We start from the raw sequence: 19,921 nt of genomic DNA, 5'->3' as shown, positions 1-19,921 counted from the left end.
AAGCGGAACCGAGGTTCGGCACCGACGGCACTACTTCCACACTCCCCTCAAGGGCGAACAATCCGCCACCTGGCTGCGTCAGGAAATGACGCCGCTCGCGGCGGTGGTCCAATCCTCTTCCGTTTCTTCTGGCTCAAATTTCGACGACGCCCGAACGTGGCTGGGCTATGGCATGCAGCATGGACTGCCCCTGCTTAGCTGAAACGTCGCACGAACCCAAAACAAAAGCCGCCCGGATCGCTCCGGGCGGCTTTCTTAATTCTGAGAACCAGACTGCCGATTATTCGGCAGCAGGTGCGCTCTCGCCTGCGAGATCCTGCAGCATCGGGGTTGCGACATCCGCACCCGTGCCCTTGCGGCGCTCTTCGAGGATCATCTCGTCGCGCGACGTGGCGATGCGGCGGATCTGGGTCATCGTGCCACCAGTACCCGCCGGGATCAGGCGACCGACGATGACGTTTTCCTTCAGACCCTGCAAGCCGTCGGTCTTGCCGGCGATCGCAGCTTCCGTGAGAACCTTGGTGGTCTCCTGGAACGACGCAGCCGAGATGAACGACGGTGTCTGCAGCGACGCCTTGGTGATACCGAGCAGAACCGGATCGCCGTAAGCAGGCTTCTTGCCCTGCTCGATCAGTGCATCGTTGACATCTTCGAGCTCGATACGGTCGACGTTGTCGCCGACGATATAGGTCGAGTCGCCTGCATCGGTGATTTCCACCTTCTGCAGCATCTGACGAACAATCACTTCGATGTGCTTGTCGTTGATGACAACGCCCTGCAAGCGATAGACTTCCTGGATTTCGTTGACCAGGTAAGAAGCGAGTGCTTCGACGCCCTTGATCGCCAGGATGTCGTGCGGAGCCGGGTTACCGTCGAGGATGTAATCACCCTTTTCGATATAGTCGCCTTCCTGAAGGTGGAAGGGCTTGCCCTTCGGGATCAGGTATTCGACAGGCTCGACACCGTCTTCCGCCGGCTCGATGATAATGCGACGCTTGTTCTTGTAGTCGCGGCCGAGGCGGATCGTACCATCGATCTCAGCGATGATCGCGTGGTCCTTCGGACGACGAGCTTCGAACAGTTCGGCAACACGCGGCAGACCACCGGTGATGTCCTTGGTCTTGGCGCTTTCCAGCGGCGAACGCGCAAGCACGTCACCCTGGGACACCTTCTGACCGGGCTCGACCGACAGGATCGCATCGACCGACAGCTGGAAGCGTGCATCTGCACCGCGCGGCAGCTTAACGACGTTGCCGCTTGCATCAAGGATGACGATCGCCGGCTTGAGGTCCGAACCGCGCGGGGTCGAACGCCAGTCGATGACCTGACGCTTGGTGATGCCCGTGGATTCGTCGGTCGCTTCGAGAACCGAGAGACCGTCGACAACGTCTTCGAACTGAACGGTACCGGCCACTTCCGTCATCATCGGACGGGTGTAGGGGTCCCACTCTGCCAGACGCTGACCGCGCTTGACCTTGTCGCCTTCGTCGACGTGCAGCTTCGAACCATAAGCAACGCGCTGAGAGGAGCGCTCGACACCACGCTCATCCAGGATCTGGACGGTCATGTTGCGGCCCATCGCGACCAGGACGTTCTCCGAGTTGCGCAGAACGTTGCGGTTCTTGAGCTGGATCGTACCTTCGTACGAGGCTTCCAGGAACGACTGGTCGACCACATTTGCCGTGCCACCAAGGTGGAACGTACGCATGGTGAGCTGCGTGCCTGGCTCGCCGATCGACTGAGCCGCGATAACGCCAACTGCTTCGCCCATGTTGACGGGCGTACCGCGTGCAAGGTCGCGACCGTAGCAAACCGAGCAAACACCGGTCTGCACTTCGCAGGTCAGGGCCGAACGGATGCGGATCGACTGGATACCAGCCTTTTCGATCTCGATGACATCGGGCTCGAGGATCATCTTGCCGGCGTCGACAAGACGCTCGCCGGTAACCGGATGATCGATATCATCCAGGGCCGTACGACCGAGGATACGCGCGCCGAGCGAGGCAACGACCTGACCGGCATCGACGATGGCGGTCATCGTGAGGCCCTTGTCGGTACCGCAATCCACGAGGTTGACGATGCAATCCTGTGCGACGTCGACGAGACGACGGGTCAGGTAACCGGAGTTAGCCGTCTTCAGCGCGGTGTCTGCCAGACCCTTACGGGCACCGTGCGTCGAGTTGAAGTACTCGTTGACTGTCAGACCTTCCTTGAAGTTCGACGTGATCGGCGTTTCGATAATTTCACCCGACGGCTTGGCCATGAGGCCGCGCATGCCGCCCAGCTGACGCATCTGGTTCGGTGAACCACGGGCACCCGAGTGCGACATCATGTAGATGGCGTTCATCGGCTTCTGACGACCGGTGTTCGGATCGAACTCGACAGCCTTAATGCGGGCCATCATGTCTTCAGCGACCTTTTCGGTTGCCTTGCCCCAGGCGTCAACGACCTTGTTGTACTTCTCGCCCTGAGTGATCAGGCCGTCGTTGTACTGCTGCTCGTATTCCTTGACCAGGTTTTCGGTGTCGCCAACGATCTTTGCCTTGGTTTCCGGAATGACCATGTCGTCCTTGCCGAACGAAATACCGGCGCGGCAGGCATGGCTGAAGCCGAGCTGCATGATGCGGTCGCAGAAAATGACCGTGTCCTTCTGGCCGCAATGGCGGTAGACCGTGTCGATCATCTTGGAGATGTTCTTCTTGGTCATTTCCTGGTTGCAGACGTCGAAGGTCACCTTGCCGTTCTTCGGCAGGAGCTCGCCGATGAGCAAGCGGCCCGGCGTCGTTTCGTAAATCTTAGAGTACGGCTTGCCGTCCTCGTCGATCGACTTGAAGCGACCGCGGATCTTGGTGTGCAGCGTAACGGTTTTGGTTTCTAGCGCATGATGCAGTTCGCCGAGGTCGGAGAAGGCCATGCCTTCGCCCGGCTCGTTCTGATTCATGATCGCGAGGTAGTACAGGCCGAGAACCATGTCCTGCGACGGAACGATGATCGGTGCACCGTTTGCAGGGTGCAGGATGTTGTTCGTCGACATCATCAGAACGCGGGCTTCAAGCTGGGCTTCGAGCGACAGTGGCACGTGAACGGCCATCTGGTCACCGTCGAAGTCGGCATTGAAGGCCGTGCAGACGAGCGGATGCAACTGGATCGCCTTGCCTTCGACCAGGATCGGTTCGAAGGCCTGGATGCCCAGGCGGTGCAACGTCGGTGCGCGGTTCAGGAGAACCGGATGCTCGCGAATGACCTCGTCGAGGATATCCCAAACTTCCGGCTTTTCCTTTTCAACCAGCTTCTTGGCCTGCTTGACGGTCGAGGAGTAACCCTTGGCGTCGAGGCGGGCGTAGATGAACGGCTTGAAGAGTTCGAGCGCCATCTTCTTCGGAAGACCGCACTGGTGCAGCTTCAGTTCCGGACCTGTCACGATGACCGAACGACCGGAATAGTCGACGCGCTTGCCGAGCAGGTTCTGACGGAAGCGGCCCTGCTTGCCCTTCAGCATGTCGGACAGCGACTTCAGCGGACGCTTGTTGGCGCCGGTGATGACGCGGCCGCGACGGCCGTTATCGAACAGCGCATCTACAGATTCCTGCAGCATGCGCTTTTCGTTGCGGATGATGATACCCGGAGCGCGCAGTTCGATCAGGCGCTTCAGACGGTTGTTACGGTTGATGACGCGACGATACAGATCGTTGAGGTCCGACGTTGCGAAACGGCCGCCATCGAGCGGAACCAGCGGACGCAGGTCCGGCGGGATGACCGGAACGACCTTCATGATCATCCATTCCGGACGGTTGCCGGACTCCATGAAGTTCTCGACGATCTTCAGGCGCTTCATCAGCTTCTTCTGCTTGAGATCCGACGTGGTGTCGGCAAGCTCGGAGCGCAGATCGCCAGCGATCTTTTCGAGGTTCATCGAGGCCAGCATCTCGTAGATCGCTTCAGCACCGATCATGGCCGTGAATTGGTCTTCGCCGTATTCGTCGACGGCGAGCATGTACTCTTCTTCCGAGAGGAGCTGGTGCTCCTTGAGAGCAGTCAAGCCCGGCTCGGTGACGATGTAGTTTTCGAAGTAGAGAACGCGCTCGACATCCTTCAGCGTCATGTCGAGCAGCGTCGAAATACGGCTCGGCAGCGACTTCAGGAACCAGATGTGGGCAACGGGAGCTGCGAGCTCGATGTGGCCCATGCGCTCACGGCGAACGCGCGACAGCGTGACTTCGACGCCGCACTTTTCGCAGATGATGCCCTTGTACTTCATGCGCTTGTACTTACCGCACAGGCACTCGTAGTCCTTGATCGGTCCGAAGATACGCGCGCAGAAGAGACCGTCGCGTTCCGGCTTGAACGTACGGTAGTTGATGGTTTCCGGCTTCTTGATCTCACCGTAAGACCAGGAAAGAATCTTCTCCGGAGAAGCAATCGAAATCCGGATGGAATCGAAGTTCTGTGCAGGCACCTGCGGATTGAAAAGATTCATGACCTCTTGGTTCATGCCTGTCTCCTTCATGGGCGAATGCGCCCTTATCTTGCATGGACGGCGGCAAATCCCGGGAGCCGCGCCAACGCTCAAAACGACAATAACCGCAGAATGCGGCGAAATCGTCCCTGCCCGGCCGACACATACGGGGCCAGAGCGGGAACGGTGTGCGCTGCATGACAGCGCACACCCTATTGGTGGTTACTCGGCAGCGTCCGGCAACTGGCTGGCCTGCTGCTCCTCGACCTTCGAATTCTCGAGTTCGACGGAGAGACCCAGCGAGCGCATTTCCTTGACGAGAACGTTGAAGCTTTCCGGAATACCGGCTTCGAACGTATCGTCGCCACGGACGATGGCTTCGTAGACCTTGGTACGGCCGGCGACGTCGTCCGACTTGACCGTAAGCATTTCCTGCAGCGTGTAGGCCGCACCGTATGCTTCCAGAGCCCAGACTTCCATTTCGCCGAAGCGCTGACCGCCGAACTGCGCCTTGCCGCCCAGCGGTTGCTGGGTAACGAGCGAGTAAGGACCGATCGAACGAGCGTGGATCTTGTCGTCAACCAGGTGGTTCAGCTTCAGCATGTAGATGTAGCCAACCGTGACCTGGCGGTCGAACTGCTCGCCGGTACGGCCATCGTACAGGGTCGACTGACCGCTTTCCTTGAGCCCAGCCAGAGCCAGCATAGCGTTGACGTCACCTTCATGCGCACCGTCGAAGACCGGCGTTGCAATCGAAACGCCGCGCTTCCACTGGTCAGCCAGACGCAGGACCGAGTCATCGTCGAAGTCCTTGACCTGTTCCGCCTTCGGACCGTCGCCGACAACGTCGCCGATCGTCTTGCGCAGAGGCTCGATGTTGCCGCTCGCCCTGTAGGCTTCCAGCATGTCGCCGATCTGGCGGCCCATGCCGGCGCAAGCCCAGCCGAGATGCGTCTCGAGGATCTGACCGACGTTCATGCGCGAAGGCACGCCCAGCGGGTTCAGAACGACGTCAACATGCGTGCCATCTTCCAGGAACGGCATATCTTCGACCGGAACAATGCGCGACACGACACCCTTGTTGCCGTGACGGCCGGCCATCTTGTCGCCTGGCTGGATCTTGCGCTTAACAGCAACGAAGACCTTGACCATCTTCATGACGCCCGGAGGCATTTCGTCGCCGCGCTGGACCTTCTCGACCTTGTCCATGAAGCGCTGTTCAAGGCGCGACTTGGATTCGTCGTACTGGCCGCGGAGCGCTTCGAGTTCGCCCTGGACCTTTTCGTCTTCGACGGCAAACATCCACCACTGCGAGCGGGGATATTCGGAAACGACGTTGTTCGCCAGTTCCGTGCCCTTCTTGAAGCCCTTCGGGCCGGCAATCGCGACCTGACCGCGCAGCATGTCGACCAGACGACCGTAGACGTTACGGTCGAGGATCGCCTGCTCGTCGTCGCGGTCCTTTGCAAGACGCTCGATCTCTTCGCGCTCGATAGCCATCGCGCGCTCGTCCTTCTCAACGCCGTGGCGATTGAAGACGCGGACTTCGACGATCGTGCCGTAGGTGCCGGGCGGCATGCGCATCGACGTGTCGCGGACGTCGGAAGCCTTTTCACCGAAGATGGCGCGCAGGAGCTTTTCTTCCGGCGTCATCGGGCTTTCGCCCTTCGGCGTGATCTTGCCGACGAGGATATCGCCCGGCTGAACTTCGGCACCGATGTAGACGATACCTGCTTCGTCGAGGTTCTTCAGCGCTTCTTCCGAAACGTTCGGAATGTCGCGCGTGATTTCTTCCGGACCAAGCTTGGTGTCACGGGCCATCACTTCGAACTCTTCGATGTGGATGGAGGTGAACACGTCGTCAGCAACGATACGCTCGGAGAGCAGGATCGAGTCTTCGTAGTTATAACCGTTCCACGGCATGAACGCGACGAGCGCGTTGCGGCCGAGTGCGAGATCGCCCAGATCCGTCGACGGGCCGTCGGCGAGGATGTCGCCGCGGTTGACAACGTCACCGACGGTGACCAGCGGACGCTGGTTGACGCAGGTGTTCTGGTTCGAACGCTGGAACTTCTGCAGGCGGTAGATATCGACGCCGGACTTGCCAGCTTCGAGGTCTTCCGTCGCACGGATAACGATACGCGTCGCGTCGACCTGGTCGACTACGCCGCCGCGGCGGGCGCCGATAGCAGCACCGGAGTCGCGAGCGACGACCGGCTCCATGCCGGTGCCGACGAACGGAGCTTCAGCGCGTAGCAACGGAACGGCCTGACGCTGCATGTTCGAGCCCATGAGAGCGCGGTTGGCGTCGTCGTTTTCCAGGAACGGGATGAGCGCCGCAGCGACCGAAACGACCTGCTTCGGCGAAACGTCCATCAGGTTCATGCTGTCGCGCGGAGCGAGCATAACTTCGCCAGCGTGACGGCAAACGACGAATTCGTCGGTGAAGGAACCGTCGGCGCCGAGCTCGGCGTTCGCCTGTGCGACGTAGTACTTCGCTTCCTCCATGGCGGAGAGATAAAGAACGTCGTTCGTTACCTTGCCATCGACGATGCGGCGGTACGGGCTTTCGATGAAACCGTACTTGTTGACGCGCGCGAAGGTCGCAAGAGAGTTGATCAGACCGATGTTCGGGCCTTCCGGCGTTTCGATCGGGCAAATACGGCCGTAGTGGGTCGGGTGAACGTCGCGGACTTCGAAGCCTGCGCGCTCGCGGGTAAGACCGCCCGGGCCAAGAGCCGAGAGACGGCGCTTGTGGGTGATTTCCGAAAGCGGGTTTACCTGGTCCATGAACTGCGACAGCTGCGACGAGCCGAAGAATTCACGGACGGCAGCTGCTGCCGGCTTCGCGTTGATCAGATCCTGCGGCATGACCGTGTCGATTTCGATCGAGGACATACGTTCCTTGATCGCGCGCTCCATGCGGAGCAGGCCGAGACGGTACTGGTTTTCCATCAGCTCGCCGACGGAGCGAACGCGGCGGTTGCCGAGGTTGTCGATGTCGTCGATCTCGCCCTTGCCGTCGCGCAGTTCGACCAGCATCTTGACCACGGCCAGGATGTCGTCCTTGCGCAGGATGCGGACAGTGTCTTCGACGCTGAGGTCGAGACGCATGTTCATCTTGACGCGGCCAACGGCGGAGAGATCGTAACGCTCCGCATCGAAGAACAGCGAGTTGAACATGGCTTCGGCCGAGTCCATGGTCGGCGGTTCACCCGGACGCATGACGCGGTAGATGTCGAACAGAGCGTCCTGACGGTTCTCGTTCTTGTCGGCGTTCAGCGTGTTGCGGATGTAGGCGCCGACATTGATGTGGTCGATGCCGAGAACCGGGATCTCTTCGAAGCCGTGCGACAGGATGACAGCGAGCGTCTTCTCGTCGATTTCATCGCCGGCCTCGAGGTAGATTTCACCCGTCGAGTAGTTGACGATGTCTTCGGCAAGGTAGTTGCCGTACAGGTCTTCGTCGGCTGCCTTCAGAGCCTTGAGGCCCTTGTCGGCGAGCTGGCGGAGCAGACGCGGGGTCAGCTTCTTGCCGGCTTCGACAACGACTTCGCCGGTGTCGGCGTCGACCATTTCGGTAATCGCCTTGGCACCCTTGAGGGTCTCAGGCGTAAACGGAATACGCCAGCCCTTGCCGTCGCGCTTATAGTCGGACTTCGTGTAGAAGGTCGACAGAATCTCTTCGCCGTCCATGCCGAGCGCCATCAGCAGCGAGGTCACAGGGATCTTGCGGCGACGGTCGATACGGGCATAGACGATGTCCTTGGCGTCGAACTCGATGTCGAGCCAGGAACCGCGATACGGGATAACACGAGCGGCAAACAGAAGCTTGCCGGACGAGTGGCTCTTGCCCTTGTCGTGATCGAAGAACACGCCCGGCGAACGGTGCATCTGGGACACGATAACGCGCTCGGTGCCGTTGACGATGAACGTACCGTTGTTGGTCATGAGCGGCATGTCGCCCATGTAGACGGACTGTTCCTTGATGTCCTTGATGGACTTCGCGCCCGTATCCTCGTCGATATCGAACACGATCAGACGGAGAGTAACCTTCAGCGGCGCGGCGTAGGTCAGGTCGCGCTGGCGGCATTCGTCGACGTCGAACTTCGGCGGCTCGAATTCGTAGGACACGAATTCCAGCATAGAAGCGCCGGAGAAATCCGTGATCGGGAAAACGGACTTGAAGACAGCCTGAAGGCCCTCGTCAGGGCGACCGCCCTTGGGCTCTTCAACCATCAGGAATTGATCATACGATGCCTTCTGAACCTCGATGAGGTTCGGCATTTCTGCGACTTCTGGGATCTTACCGAAAAACTTGCGTACGCGCCTACGACCATTGAACGAAAGGGTCTGAGCCATCGTCGCTCCTTCAAAATTGCATCCGGGCCTGCAACGGACGGGAACCGATGGCCAGTCGACCCCGTCAATCATGAGTAATTCAATCTCGTCTCACTTCCCAAAATCACGAGGCCGGATTGCCTTCGCGTCTCGGTTCGAGACCATCCTCTTGAAGAACCCATTACCCAAAAGCCGTTTTCACGCGGCTTTTGGGTAATTTGTTCTACAAAACGGCAAATGGGAGGCGGGAAACCCCACCTCCCAGATGCAGTCGAAGATTACTTAACGTCGGCCTTAGCGCCAGCGTCTTCAAGCTTCTTCTTGATGTCAGCGGCTTCAGCCTTGGAAACGCCTTCCTTGACAGCCTTCGGAGCGGCCTCAACGAGGTCCTTAGCTTCCTTCAGGCCGAGACCGGTGATGGCGCGGACTTCCTTGATGACGTTGATCTTGTTAGCGCCGGCGTCAGCCAGGATAACGTCAAACTCGGTCTTTTCTTCTTCAGCAGCAGCAGCAGCGCCTGCACCGCCAGCAACGGCAGCAACAGCTACCGGAGCAGCAGCGGAAACGCCCCACTTTTCTTCGAGAAGCTTGGAAAGCTCTGCTGCTTCCAGAACGGTCAGCGAGGAGAGGTCGTCTACGATCTTTGCGAGATCAGCCATGTTATCAGTTCCTTTTGTTCGGTTCGAACCGGTTGTTTATAAACAGCAAAAAACCGCCTTATGCGGCTTCGTCCTTCTTGGCGTAAGCCGAAAACACGCGAGCAAGCTGGCTTGCCGGTGCTGCAACAACGCCTGCGATGCGGGTAGCCGGTGTCTGGATCATGCCCAGCAGCTTCGCGCGCAGTTCGTCCAACGAAGGCAGGGTCGCAAGCGACTTGACTGCGTCAGCGTTGAGCGTCGTTGTTCCCATGGCGCCGCCCAAAACAACGATCTTATCGTTGGTCTTGGCGAAATCCACGACGACTTTCGGAGCGGTGATCGGGTCATTGCTGTATGCAATGAGCGTCTGACCGGTGAAGAGACCAGAGATCCCTTCCGCTTCCGTACCCTGAAGGGCGATTTTGGCCAGGCGGTTCTTCGCGACTTTGACGGTACCGCCAGCTGCGCGCATCTTGGAACGGAAGTCGTTCATCTGCGCGACTGTAGCACCAGCATAGTGGGCCACGACAACCGAGCCCGAAGCCTTGAAGACTTCGTTCAGTTCCGTGACGAATTCGCGTTTTTCCGCTCTTTCCACTGCCTATCTCCAGTTGGCAGGACCTTTTCACGGGCCCTACCGGGTTGCCTTTTGCCTCCTGGGATCAGAAGCGATCCCAAGCGACGCTTGAGGATCCTGTCCCCTCGCGCTTCGCGCCAAAGAAAGGCCGAAGGCACAAGGCATCCAAGGCTCGAACCAAATTCCTAGAAGCAAAACTTCATGCAATTCGGGTCTTACCCGTCTCATGCAGGCCAAGTGATTAAGGGAAAACCACCTGCAATCTCGGACAGGATTCCGGATTTCTCCGGAATATTCCGGCCCCTTGCGAGGCCGGAATTCTTGAACCGGGCCGAAGCCCGGCGAATTTATTAAGCGGCCGGGGCCGTAACGGACGATGGGTCGATCTTGACGCCCGGGCCCATGGTCGAAGAAATCGCTACGCGCTTGACGTAGTTGCCCTTGGCGCCAGTCGGCTTTGCCTTGATGACGGCGTCAGCGAAGGCGCGGATGTTTTCTTCCAGAGCCTTTGCATCGAAGGATGCCTTGCCGATACCAGCGTGGACGATACCAGCCTTTTCGACGCGGAACTCGACAGCGCCGCCCTTGGAAGCCTTAACGGCACCAGCAACGTCCATCGTAACCGTACCAACCTTCGGGTTCGGCATCATGCCACGCGGGCCGAGAACCTTACCGAGGCGGCCGACGAGCGGCATCATGTCCGGGGTCGCGATGCAACGATCGAAATCGATCTTGCCGCCCTGGACGATTTCGACGAGCTCTTCAGCGCCGACGATATCTGCGCCAGCTGCCTTGGCTTCATCAGCCTTGGCGCCACGAGCGAAGACAGCGACGCGAACGTCACGGCCGGTGCCGTTCGGCAGGTTGACAACGCCGCGGACCATCTGGTCTGCGTGACGCGGGTCAACGCCGAGGTTCATGGCGACTTCGATGGTTTCATCGAACTTCGCGACAGCACGTTCCTTGACCATGCCGATAGCAAGGTTCAGAGCGTAGAGCTTTGTGGGATCAACACCTTCGTTGATCTTCTTGGTGCGCTTGCCAGCCATGGTCTTATCCTACCACTTCCAGGCCCATGGCGCGGGCAGAGCCCTCGATCATCGCCATTGCACCTTCGATATCCGCTGCGTTCAGATCCTTCATCTTGGCTTCTGCGATCGTCTTGATCTGAGCCTTGGTGAGCTTGCCGACGGTAGCGCCCTTGCCAGGCGTCTTCGAACCAGACGTGATCTTCGCTTCCTTCTTCAGCCAGTAGCTGACCGGAGGCTGCTTCATCGCGAAGGTGAAGGACTTGTCCTGGTAATAGGTGATGACGACCGGGATCGGCATACCCTTTTCCATTTCCTGCGTAGCGGCGTTGAACGCCTTGCAGAATTCCATGATGTTAATGCCACGCTGACCAAGCGCCGGGCCGATCGGCGGGGACGGGTTTGCCGATCCTGCCTTGACCTGAAGCTTGAGCTGGCCTGCAACTTTCTTAGCCATATCTCTCTGCCTTTCATTGGTGACCGGTTGCCCGGCCAGTGATGCCGGATTTCTCCGGCGGCTGCGGTTGCGTGGTGCGGATCACAGGCCCGGCTAAGACCCCTCACCTTCCACGCGGTTTGCGGCTTCCGCCGCAAGGAAATAAGTCACTAGTGACTTACTTCCGAGCTCAGACCTTCTCGACCTGAGCGTATTCCAGTTCGACCGGCGTAGCGCGGCCGAAGATAGACACTTCAACCTTCAGGCGCGAACGCTCTTCGTCCACATCCTGAACCGTGCCATTGAACGAAGCGAACGGGCCATCGGAAACGCGAACCTGCTCGCCGATCTCGAAGGTAACGGATGCCTTCGGCCGCTCGACGCCTTCCTGAACCTGACCGAGAATGCGCTCGGCCTCATGATCCGGAATCGGAACGGGCTTGTTATCGGAGCCCAGGAAACCAGTGACCTTCGGCGTGTTCTTGATCAGGTGATAGGCTTCATCCGTGAGATTGGCACGAACAAGAACGTAACCCGGGAAGAACTTGCGTTCGGAATCGACCTTGCGACCGCGACGCACTTCAACCACCTTCTCAGTCGGGACGAGAATCCGTTCGAACAAATGCTCGAGGCCCTTCTGGCGAGCCTTATTCTCGATGTCTTCCGCGACCTTCTTCTCAAAATTCGAATACGCGTGGACGATGTACCAACGTGCCGCCATGTTACTACTCCACCCGATCAATTGCCGACGTTAAGCACGAAGCTCAACAGCCAGCCAATCAGCTGGTCAGCGGCAAAAAAGAACAGCGCGGCAAAGATCACCATTACAAGCACCATGACCGTCGAGATCATCGTCTCGCGGCGCGACGGCCAGGTAACTTTCGACGTCTCGGAGCGAACCTGCTGTAGAAACGCAAACGGATTAGATTTGGATGCCATCGACTGCCCACGCAATTACGGCGCGTAAAGCTGAACATATCAGCCCCACGCACCGCGTGTCTGTTGAACCCTACATAAACATCGATTCCCAATTGCACAAGAGGGAAACCGAAGTTTAGCGAACTTAGCCATACGTCGCCTTTCCGTCCGAGCGGCTGCGCAATATCCGCGCTACTCGTTCAAGAAAGATGGCAGGGGCAGAGGGGCTCGAACCCACGACCTGCGGTTTTGGAGACCGCCGCTCTACCAACTGAGCTATACCCCTTTACGCTTTACATTCAGCTTCTTGGCCGACCGGCCGCGAAGCACAATTGCAAGCATGGCGCTCCCTTTAAGGCGAGAGCGCAGGATTGGCAAGTGCGTTTTTCGATTTTTCCAATCCTGCATCACCGGCAAGGCTTCCGATCAGGCCTTCACGTATTTGCGCCAGTCGTGCTCTTCCTTGAAGCCAAGTACTTCGCGGATCTTTCGGTTGGAGAGCAGGCCTTCATATTCGCCGATCTCCCGCGTGAACGGCACATCAGGATAGAATCGCCTGGCGAGTTCCTTCGACGGGGTATTGGCCGAAACGGTGTCGTTCGCCGCGTTGAACACCTGATAGCCGAGCCCGTCCTTCTCGATGCAGAGATGGCAAATCTGCCCCAGATCGCGGGCATCGATATAGCTCCAGGCGATTCGCTTGCGCATCTCCGGATTGGCAAAGTAGGTCGGAAACCGTTCGTACTCGTGTGGCTCGATAACGTTGCCAATGCGCAAGGCGTAAATGTCGAAGCCAGAGCGCTCCGCAAAGGCACGGGCCGTCTTCTCATTCACCACTTTGGAGAGGCCGTAGGAATCCATCGGGTTGACGTCGTAGTCCTCCTCCAATGGAAACTGGTGGAAGTCACGATGACCTTCGGCAAAACAGACGCCGTAGGTCGTCTCGCTGGAAGCGACGATGATCTTCCGGACGCCGAGCTTCACCGCCGCCTCGATGACATTATAGGTGCCCATCGTGTTGATGCGGAAGGTCTCGTTGTCGGGCTTGATGAGGATGCGCGGGATCGCCGCGAAATGCACGACGGCATCAAATGGCTGGACGCCCCTGCCCGCATCGAGATCAGGAAAGTCCCGATGCATAGAAAGCGCATTGAAGACCTGGCCGCTGTCGGTGATGTCGGCGATCAGATTGGTCACGCCGGGGCTATCAAGCGGCACCAGGTCGACGTTGTGAACCTCATAACCTGCGTTGACCAACCACGGCACTGCATGACGCCCTGCCTTGCCCGAACCGCCAGTGAAGAGAATGCGCTTTTTCATCATGTCCTCCCATACGAAATCGGAAGGATAGATAAAGCCTTTGCAATCAAGCGCAAGGCCATCGCTGGTGTCGCGTTCTCACACAGGTTCAAGTCGATATTGCAGCCTAGCTTCGAAGCGCCTTGTTCAGACGATCCCATTTTCTCTTGACCGAATGGGCGATGCGGTTGAGGCGTCGATCCATTCTGGTCCGCAGCCGAGCATTGGCCCAAGGTGTCTTGGAGCGATATTCCAGGAACGTTGCCTTCTCAGGATGAATGCAATAGGTCGTGTTCGGTTTCGCGTGGGTGAAGTGAATGATGCGGACATCACTCGGAATACTCTTGGCGTGCTGATGATTCCACTTCGGCTCCAAGGCAATGGTTTGGCCCTCAGCCAGAAGATTGAGCACGTCTTGGTCCGGAAAGCCGAAAGTACCGCCGCGAAGGAGTTCGACGGCCCGCCTTGTAAGGTTTTGCTTCTGCCATTCACCGACGTTCAGCAGAACCACGCCGGAATTAAGATAGAAGGCAGTTTCCGGGCGACCGAGTTGCCGATTGTGCCGGGATGGCCCACCGAGAGCCGCAGCGACCGCACTCGACATATCCATATCCTGCAGCGGTCGCAGGCTACCCTTAATCATAGTGTCAGCGTCGAGATAGAGAAGATTGCCCCGATCCGATGGCAGCAGCGCCGGCAGGAAGAGGCGCGCATAGACGACCCTGCTCCAATTCGACGTTGTCTTTAGCCCATCGATATGCTGAACAGTGCTGTCGTCTAGATCGTAGAAATTGATCTGACGCGAGGCGCACGCCTGGATCTTGTTCTTGTCGGATTGCCTCAGGCCATCCCCGATGACCCATAGCTCTGCATCTGGAACGTCACCATTTACCTCCAGGGAATAAAGCATCACGCCAGCCAACTCGGCGAAGCGGCGATCAATAGCGCATGCAATAATCACTTACCTGAATACCCCAAGTCAGCGCACGGCGCGGCCCTAAGCAGCCAGCCATGCCTTCCATCACTTAGTTTGAGCCGTCCCACAAACGCAAGGGGGCTGGAACATCATGACAATGTCCCAGCCCCAACGCATAGGCCCCGCTGCTTCCGGCGGAGCTTCTAGATCCGGATAATCCGAAGCTTACTCGACGATCGAAGCGACGATGCCGGCGCCGACGGTACGGCCGCCTTCGCGGATCGCGAAGCGCAGCTTCTCTTCCATCGCGATCGGAACGATCAGCTCGACGGCAACCGTGACGTTGTCGCCAGGCATAACCATTTCCGTGCCTTCCGGAAGCGAAACAATGCCGGTCACGTCAGTCGTACGGAAGTAGAACTGCGGACGGTAGTTCGTGAAAAACGGCGTATGACGGCCGCCTTCTTCCTTCGTCAGGATGTAGGCTTCTGCCATGAACTTCTTGTGCGGCTTGACAGAGCCCGGCTTGCACAGGATCTGACCACGCTCAACGCCGTCACGGTTCACACCGCGAACCAGAGCGCCGATGTTGTCGCCAGCCTGGCCCTGGTCGAGCAGCTTGCGGAACATTTCAACGCCGGTAACCGTCGTCTTCGAGGTCGGGCGGATGCCGACGATTTCGACTTCTTCGCCAACCTTGACGATGCCACGCTCGACGCGGCCGGTCACAACCGTACCACGGCCCGAGATCGAGAACACGTCTTCGATCGGCATCAGGAACGGCTGGTCGATCGGACGCTCAGGCGTCGGGATGTAGGCGTCAACAGCAGCCATCAGCTCGCGGATCGCGTCTTCGCCGATCTTCTTGTCAGAGTCTTCCAGAGCAGCAAGAGCCGAGCCCTTGATGACCGGAATGTCGTCGCCCGGGAAGTCGTAGGACGACAGCAGTTCGCGAACTTCCAGTTCGACGAGCTCGAGGAGCTCGGCGTCGTCAACCTGGTCAACCTTGTTGAGGAACACGACGATCGCCGGAACGCCAACCTGACGAGCGAGCAGGATGTGCTCGCGGGTCTGCGGCATCGGGCCGTCAGCAGCCGAGCAAACCAGGATCGCGCCGTCCATCTGAGCGGCACCGGTGATCATGTTCTTGACGTAGTCGGCGTGGCCGGGGCAGTCAACGTGAGCATAGTGACGGTTCGGGGTCTCGTACTCGACGTGTGCCGTCGAAATGGTGATGCCGCGCGCCTTTTCTTCCGGAGCAGCGTCGATCTGGTCGTACGCCTTGAACTCGCCGAAGTACTTCGTGATCGCTGCCGTCAGAGACGTCTTGCCGTGGTCAACGTGGCCGATCGTGCCGATGTTAACGTGCGGCTTGTTGCGCTCAAACTTACTCTTTGCCATTTGAATGCTTCCTGTGAACGAAATGGATGACCCCGGCGAACCGGTTTAGTGCCGCCGTTTAAGGCTTTCGGGGAAATTGCGCAAGACCTAATTGCGGACCGTATTCCTAGCCCGATTCCCCGTATGCCGGCGCATATGGGAAGCGGGCATGCATTCGGCAATATCTACTGCAGATGGCAGTGAGGAGATATTCGCGAAGAGCGGGCGCAGTGCAGCCAAGGATATGATACTACTTCATTTGCCGTCCTGGCGGGGAAGCACTATCTGGAGATTGGGCATGGAACCTAAGGAAATTGCAAAACGATCCGCAGGCAACTTTCTGATCTTTGCAGGCTGTGCATTCATCTTGTGGATTCTTGCGGCTTCGATTGACTGGGTCGCACAGGTATTGCGCCTGTCCTCGCCTGAGCGTCTTCCGGCTCTGGCAACCTCTATCGTCAACTCATCAACACTGCAGGCAATCGTTGCCATATGGCTGCTCACCGCCGCATTCGCGATCGCCTTCCCAAAAATGCTGACGCCGCTTTCGGCCACCACAGCCCTGATGTTCGACGTGGGATATGGCATCCTCGGCGCCCTGGCCGGCTTCGGCATCGCCATCGGCCTTTTCGGCGGCGGCTGGTCGATCCTGCTGCGCGCGGTCATCTACAGCGCGATCATCGCCATCGGCTTCATTGCCGTCCGCATGTGGCTTTCAAGGGAAGACCTGAGCGCCAGCGGACAGAGGCGCTGGACGATTGCCGGAATCATCGCGCTGGCTTCGCCGTTTGTGCTGCTGTGGGGCTAGAGGTACGCATTTGCGACAGCGCAGCTTGGTGGGTAGCGGGATTCGAACCCGCGTATTCAGCTGGGAAGGCTTTGGGTGAATTACTAATCATCCGATGCGGTCGCAGGCGTCAACGGGCAATAGGTCGTGCCATTCGATAAACAAGGCTTGCTCGACGCCACTCGCTAGCAAGCAACACGATCGTGATCCCCGTCATTTCGAAGAACCAGAGCCACTTGAAGCCAAAGAGGCGGCTACTGAGGAAGTGGTCGAAATGATGAAAAGATGCAGCGCGAATTAGTACGTAGCCCAGCACGAACGTTGAACCGACAAGCGCCAGCCAAGTCTCACGTGGTGATTTTCTTGCCCAAAAAAGTAAAGCAGGTACCGCGGCTGCGCATGCGGCCACGATGCCGATGATAAAGTAAACCTGCACAGTCCGACGCATCTCATACCACCCGCCGGAATGGGCTACCACACGGCCGAGTTCGGTCATTGCTGACTGAAGATCGAGTTGCTTATTTATCCCGAGAAGGAAAAATACCACGGAGATCGCACGCCAGATGGAGCCGTCGGATTGCTGGTTCGGATCTTGTCGAAAGACGACGCCCTTTGTTTTCCAGCAGCTTATGCCAGCAAGCAAGTATAAGGCGACGGTAATCCAGCCACCGATCGTGGGGTCGCCGATGCTGGGTTGCCAATTAAAAATCTCTGCCACTCGCGATCCCCACGATGCGTGCGAAGCACTTCATCCAGGTTCATTGTTCGCGGTTTCCGCTCCGCACGCCAAGTTCGTCTTTGGTGGTACTTCAGTCGAAAGCAAGACTGAGCCGGCATCCTCGCGCCTCGGAATGCGTCGGAGATAGCGGAATAGCTTTCGCCTTAAGCAGGGCAAGGTTCGGCAGCCCTCGCGCGCCGAAGAGCGCAAGTGAAATGAGGTGACACGGAGCGACACGCGGTATTGCTGAGTGGCCGGAAAAACTTGGAGCGGGTAGCGGGAATCGAACCCGCGTATTCAGCTTGGAAGGCTGCTGCTCTACCATTGAGCTATACCCGCGGGGTGGTATCCGATCCAATGACGAATGGTGGAGAGAGTTGGATTTGAACCAACGTAGGCTGAGCCAACGGATTTACAGTCCGTCCCCTTTAACCACTCGGGCATCTCTCCAGTTTTTTTCGTCCGGATCGTGAGACCAAGCTCGTCAGACTTTCGAAGCGTTGCCGCCCCTCGGTCTGCGCCGCGTATATGACCGGACGATTTCCGCATGTCAACACGATGACGGTGGAAAAAATGTGAAAAATTTCATCGCCCGGGGAAAGGTGGGCTCCTGAAAGAAATCCTATGCGGAAAGAAGCGCCCCGGATATAAAGCCGCATGAGCAAAGACAACAAAAGCGGTGGCAAGCCCACAAACGAGAAGTCCGCCAAGGACACACATTACGCAACCCTGCGCCGCGCGCATCGCGACAGCAAGCGTGAACGCGGCGAGATCCCGACACCGCCGCCGCAGAAGCGCCGGCGCGGCGCCGAGGACTGGAAGCCACCGGCACTCGCACCTGAACAGGTCTACCTTTACGGTCTTCATACGGTTCGTGCCGCGCTCGACAACAAGGAGCGCAAAAACGTCAGGCTCTCGGTGACCCAGAACGCGCTCGCCCGTCTTGAGGTCGATGCCGATTCACTCGGTATCCCTGTTGAGATCGTCGCCCCGCATGATATCGACAAGTTCCTTGGCCCGGACGCGATCCACCAGGGCGTCATGCTGGAAACCCGGCCTCTGCCCGTTCGCCGGCTGGAAGCGCTGAAGGACAGCCCGCTACTGCTCGTGCTCGACCAGGTGACCGATCCGCACAATGTCGGCGCCATCATGCGCTCCGCAGTGGCCTTCAATGCCGGTGCCGTCATCACCACGCAGCGCCACAGCCCGACCGAATCGGGCGTATTGGCGAAGTCAGCTTCAGGCGCGCTGGAACTCATCCCCTATATCCAAATCACCAACCTTGCAGACGCGCTCGGCGAACTACACAAGCTCGGCTTCTTCACGATCGGCCTTGATTCGGAGGGCCCGGCTCCGCTCGAGGGTACATTCTCGGGTGACAAGGTGGCGTTGGTATTGGGCTCCGAAGGCAAGGGGCTAAGGCAAAAGACGCGCGAAACCGTGAGCGCACTTGCGCGGCTAGACATGCCAGGCGCTATCAAATCTTTAAATGTCTCGAATGCAGCGGCGATCGCGCTCTATGCGGCGCGGCTGCATCTGAAAGCATGATGCGATAGCGGCGGAGCGGCGAAGGTATGCCGCTCCTGCCTCAATCGACCCACCTTGCCCCGGGAGTGACTGCAAGTGCGAACGACTTTCGCCATGTCACCCTCCGGAGACCGCGCAACGGCCCGACGAGCGCTTCTCGTACTGATAAGCACGAACGACCGACCATTTCATTCGACTTACGGGAAGACGGCAGCCTCGGCAACGCAGGGAAGGAGCCGGTAAACCGTTGCTCGTGGTCAGAAAAAACTTCCGCACGCCTCGGATTTAGCTCTGTCATCCTCTATAGCTTCCCGCACTCGAACAGGAGGAACGTATCCCATATGGCTGTCCGCTCCCTCATTGTCGGCACTCTCTTCGTCGCTGCATTCGTAGCCCTCATCCTCAGCATTGCTTGGATCGACAAGTCGCAACCAATCCACCAACCCGCTCCGCTTGCACCGGCGCCCGAACGCCCTATTCCTCCGCCCGCGGAATAACGGCTGGATCGATCGCCCGCGGAACTGAGATCAATCTGAGGCGTTTGCCACGCACGATTTTCAAGGAGAAACACGTGCGAGTGATGATCGCCGTCATTGTTTTGATGATTGCCTCCGTTCTGAACATCGTCGTCACGCCCTCACGAGCTGGAGAACGCCCCGGCGCGAAGTTGCAGGCCAGCGTGCGACAGACAGCTCAAAACTAAAGCTGCGAAAGCGCCACCGTCTACGTCAACGGGCAACAACTATGCTCAATTGGAGAAGGATGGTGCCCCCGGCAGGGTTCGAACCCGCGACCCCCTGATTACAAATCAGGTGCTCTACCAACTGAGCTACAAGGGCGATGCCTGCCAAGTACCAGATTCTGCGGTCCTGTAAAGAAGAAATCGGCGCCATCCTCATT

Annotated in this window: 14 protein-coding genes and 4 tRNA genes; 2 read left to right on the top strand and 16 right to left on the bottom strand. The window is 58.4% G+C overall.

Annotation, left to right across the window (positions count from 1 at the left end):
* Nucleotides 1–280: 280 nt before the first annotated feature.
* The 12 genes from rpoC to tuf form a co-directional block, all read right to left on the bottom strand.
* Nucleotides 281–4,492 (bottom strand): DNA-directed RNA polymerase subunit beta', encoded by a 4,212-nt coding sequence (gene rpoC / locus FHT76_RS24355; protein ID WP_016553545.1) that lies wholly within the window; start codon nt 4,490–4,492, stop codon nt 281–283.
* A 186-nt stretch (nt 4,493–4,678) separates the two neighbouring features.
* Entirely contained in the window at nt 4,679–8,818 is a 4,140-nt protein-coding gene (gene rpoB, locus FHT76_RS24350; protein WP_183859270.1) for a DNA-directed RNA polymerase subunit beta, read from the bottom strand.
* Between the two features lie 257 nt (nt 8,819–9,075).
* Nucleotides 9,076–9,456 (bottom strand): 50S ribosomal protein L7/L12, encoded by a 381-nt coding sequence (gene rplL, locus FHT76_RS24345; RefSeq protein ID WP_183759279.1) that lies wholly within the window; start codon nt 9,454–9,456, stop codon nt 9,076–9,078.
* Between the two features lie 58 nt (nt 9,457–9,514).
* Nucleotides 9,515–10,033 (bottom strand): 50S ribosomal protein L10, encoded by a 519-nt coding sequence (gene rplJ, locus FHT76_RS24340; RefSeq protein WP_016553543.1) that lies wholly within the window; start codon nt 10,031–10,033, stop codon nt 9,515–9,517.
* A 329-nt stretch (nt 10,034–10,362) separates the two neighbouring features.
* Nucleotides 10,363–11,061 carry a 50S ribosomal protein L1 gene (rplA, locus tag FHT76_RS24335; RefSeq protein ID WP_113363768.1) on the bottom strand — a complete coding sequence of 233 codons (699 nt, stop codon included), beginning with the start codon at nt 11,059–11,061 and terminating at the stop codon, nt 10,363–10,365.
* 4 nt (nt 11,062–11,065) lie between these two features.
* Complete coding sequence (gene rplK / locus FHT76_RS24330; RefSeq protein ID WP_183859272.1) at nt 11,066–11,497, bottom strand: 50S ribosomal protein L11; 432 nt, start codon at nt 11,495–11,497, stop codon at nt 11,066–11,068.
* Between the two features lie 169 nt (nt 11,498–11,666).
* Nucleotides 11,667–12,197, bottom strand: coding sequence for a transcription termination/antitermination protein NusG (gene nusG / locus FHT76_RS24325; RefSeq protein ID WP_016553540.1), 531 nt, complete (start codon nt 12,195–12,197; stop codon nt 11,667–11,669).
* Between the two features lie 17 nt (nt 12,198–12,214).
* Nucleotides 12,215–12,415, bottom strand: coding sequence for a preprotein translocase subunit SecE (gene secE, locus FHT76_RS24320; RefSeq protein ID WP_132592284.1), 201 nt, complete (start codon nt 12,413–12,415; stop codon nt 12,215–12,217).
* Between the two features lie 189 nt (nt 12,416–12,604).
* Nucleotides 12,605–12,680 (bottom strand) — tRNA-Trp (locus FHT76_RS24315).
* A 140-nt stretch (nt 12,681–12,820) separates the two neighbouring features.
* Nucleotides 12,821–13,714 (bottom strand): NAD(P)-dependent oxidoreductase, encoded by an 894-nt coding sequence (locus FHT76_RS24310; RefSeq protein ID WP_183859274.1) that lies wholly within the window; start codon nt 13,712–13,714, stop codon nt 12,821–12,823.
* A gap of 106 nt (nt 13,715–13,820) precedes the next feature.
* Nucleotides 13,821–14,654, bottom strand: coding sequence for a glycosyltransferase family 8 protein (locus FHT76_RS24305; RefSeq protein ID WP_183859276.1), 834 nt, complete (start codon nt 14,652–14,654; stop codon nt 13,821–13,823).
* Nucleotides 14,655–14,834: 180 nt separating this feature from the next.
* Nucleotides 14,835–16,010: an elongation factor Tu gene (gene tuf / locus FHT76_RS24300; protein WP_016558834.1), complete on the bottom strand. Its 1,176-nt coding sequence runs from the start codon at nt 16,008–16,010 to the stop codon at nt 14,835–14,837.
* Nucleotides 16,011–16,287: 277 nt separating this feature from the next.
* On the opposite strand from tuf, the gene FHT76_RS24295 reads away from it, so the two are divergent.
* A complete protein-coding gene (locus FHT76_RS24295) occupies nt 16,288–16,797 on the top strand; it encodes a hypothetical protein (RefSeq protein ID WP_183751395.1) in 510 nt (169 codons plus the stop codon).
* A gap of 109 nt (nt 16,798–16,906) precedes the next feature.
* Here FHT76_RS24295 and FHT76_RS24290 read toward each other — a convergent pair whose 3' ends face one another.
* The 3 genes from FHT76_RS24290 to FHT76_RS24280 form a co-directional block, all read right to left on the bottom strand.
* Nucleotides 16,907–17,494, bottom strand: coding sequence for a hypothetical protein (locus tag FHT76_RS24290; protein WP_183859278.1), 588 nt, complete (start codon nt 17,492–17,494; stop codon nt 16,907–16,909).
* Between the two features lie 265 nt (nt 17,495–17,759).
* Nucleotides 17,760–17,833: transfer RNA gene (locus FHT76_RS24285), tRNA-Gly, on the bottom strand.
* A 26-nt stretch (nt 17,834–17,859) separates the two neighbouring features.
* Nucleotides 17,860–17,944, bottom strand: a tRNA-Tyr gene (locus FHT76_RS24280).
* A 207-nt stretch (nt 17,945–18,151) separates the two neighbouring features.
* On the opposite strand from FHT76_RS24280, the gene rlmB reads away from it, so the two are divergent.
* Nucleotides 18,152–19,042 carry a 23S rRNA (guanosine(2251)-2'-O)-methyltransferase RlmB gene (gene rlmB, locus FHT76_RS24275; protein ID WP_183751399.1) on the top strand — a complete coding sequence of 297 codons (891 nt, stop codon included), beginning with the start codon at nt 18,152–18,154 and terminating at the stop codon, nt 19,040–19,042.
* A 742-nt stretch (nt 19,043–19,784) separates the two neighbouring features.
* Here rlmB and FHT76_RS24270 read toward each other — a convergent pair.
* Nucleotides 19,785–19,860 (bottom strand) — tRNA-Thr (locus FHT76_RS24270).
* Between the last annotated feature and the right edge of the window lie 61 nt (nt 19,861–19,921).

It is taken from the genome of Rhizobium sp. BK176 (assembly GCF_024808055.1).
Note: the sequence above shows the minus strand (reverse complement) of the source record. Positions and strands in the feature narration are given on the sequence as shown.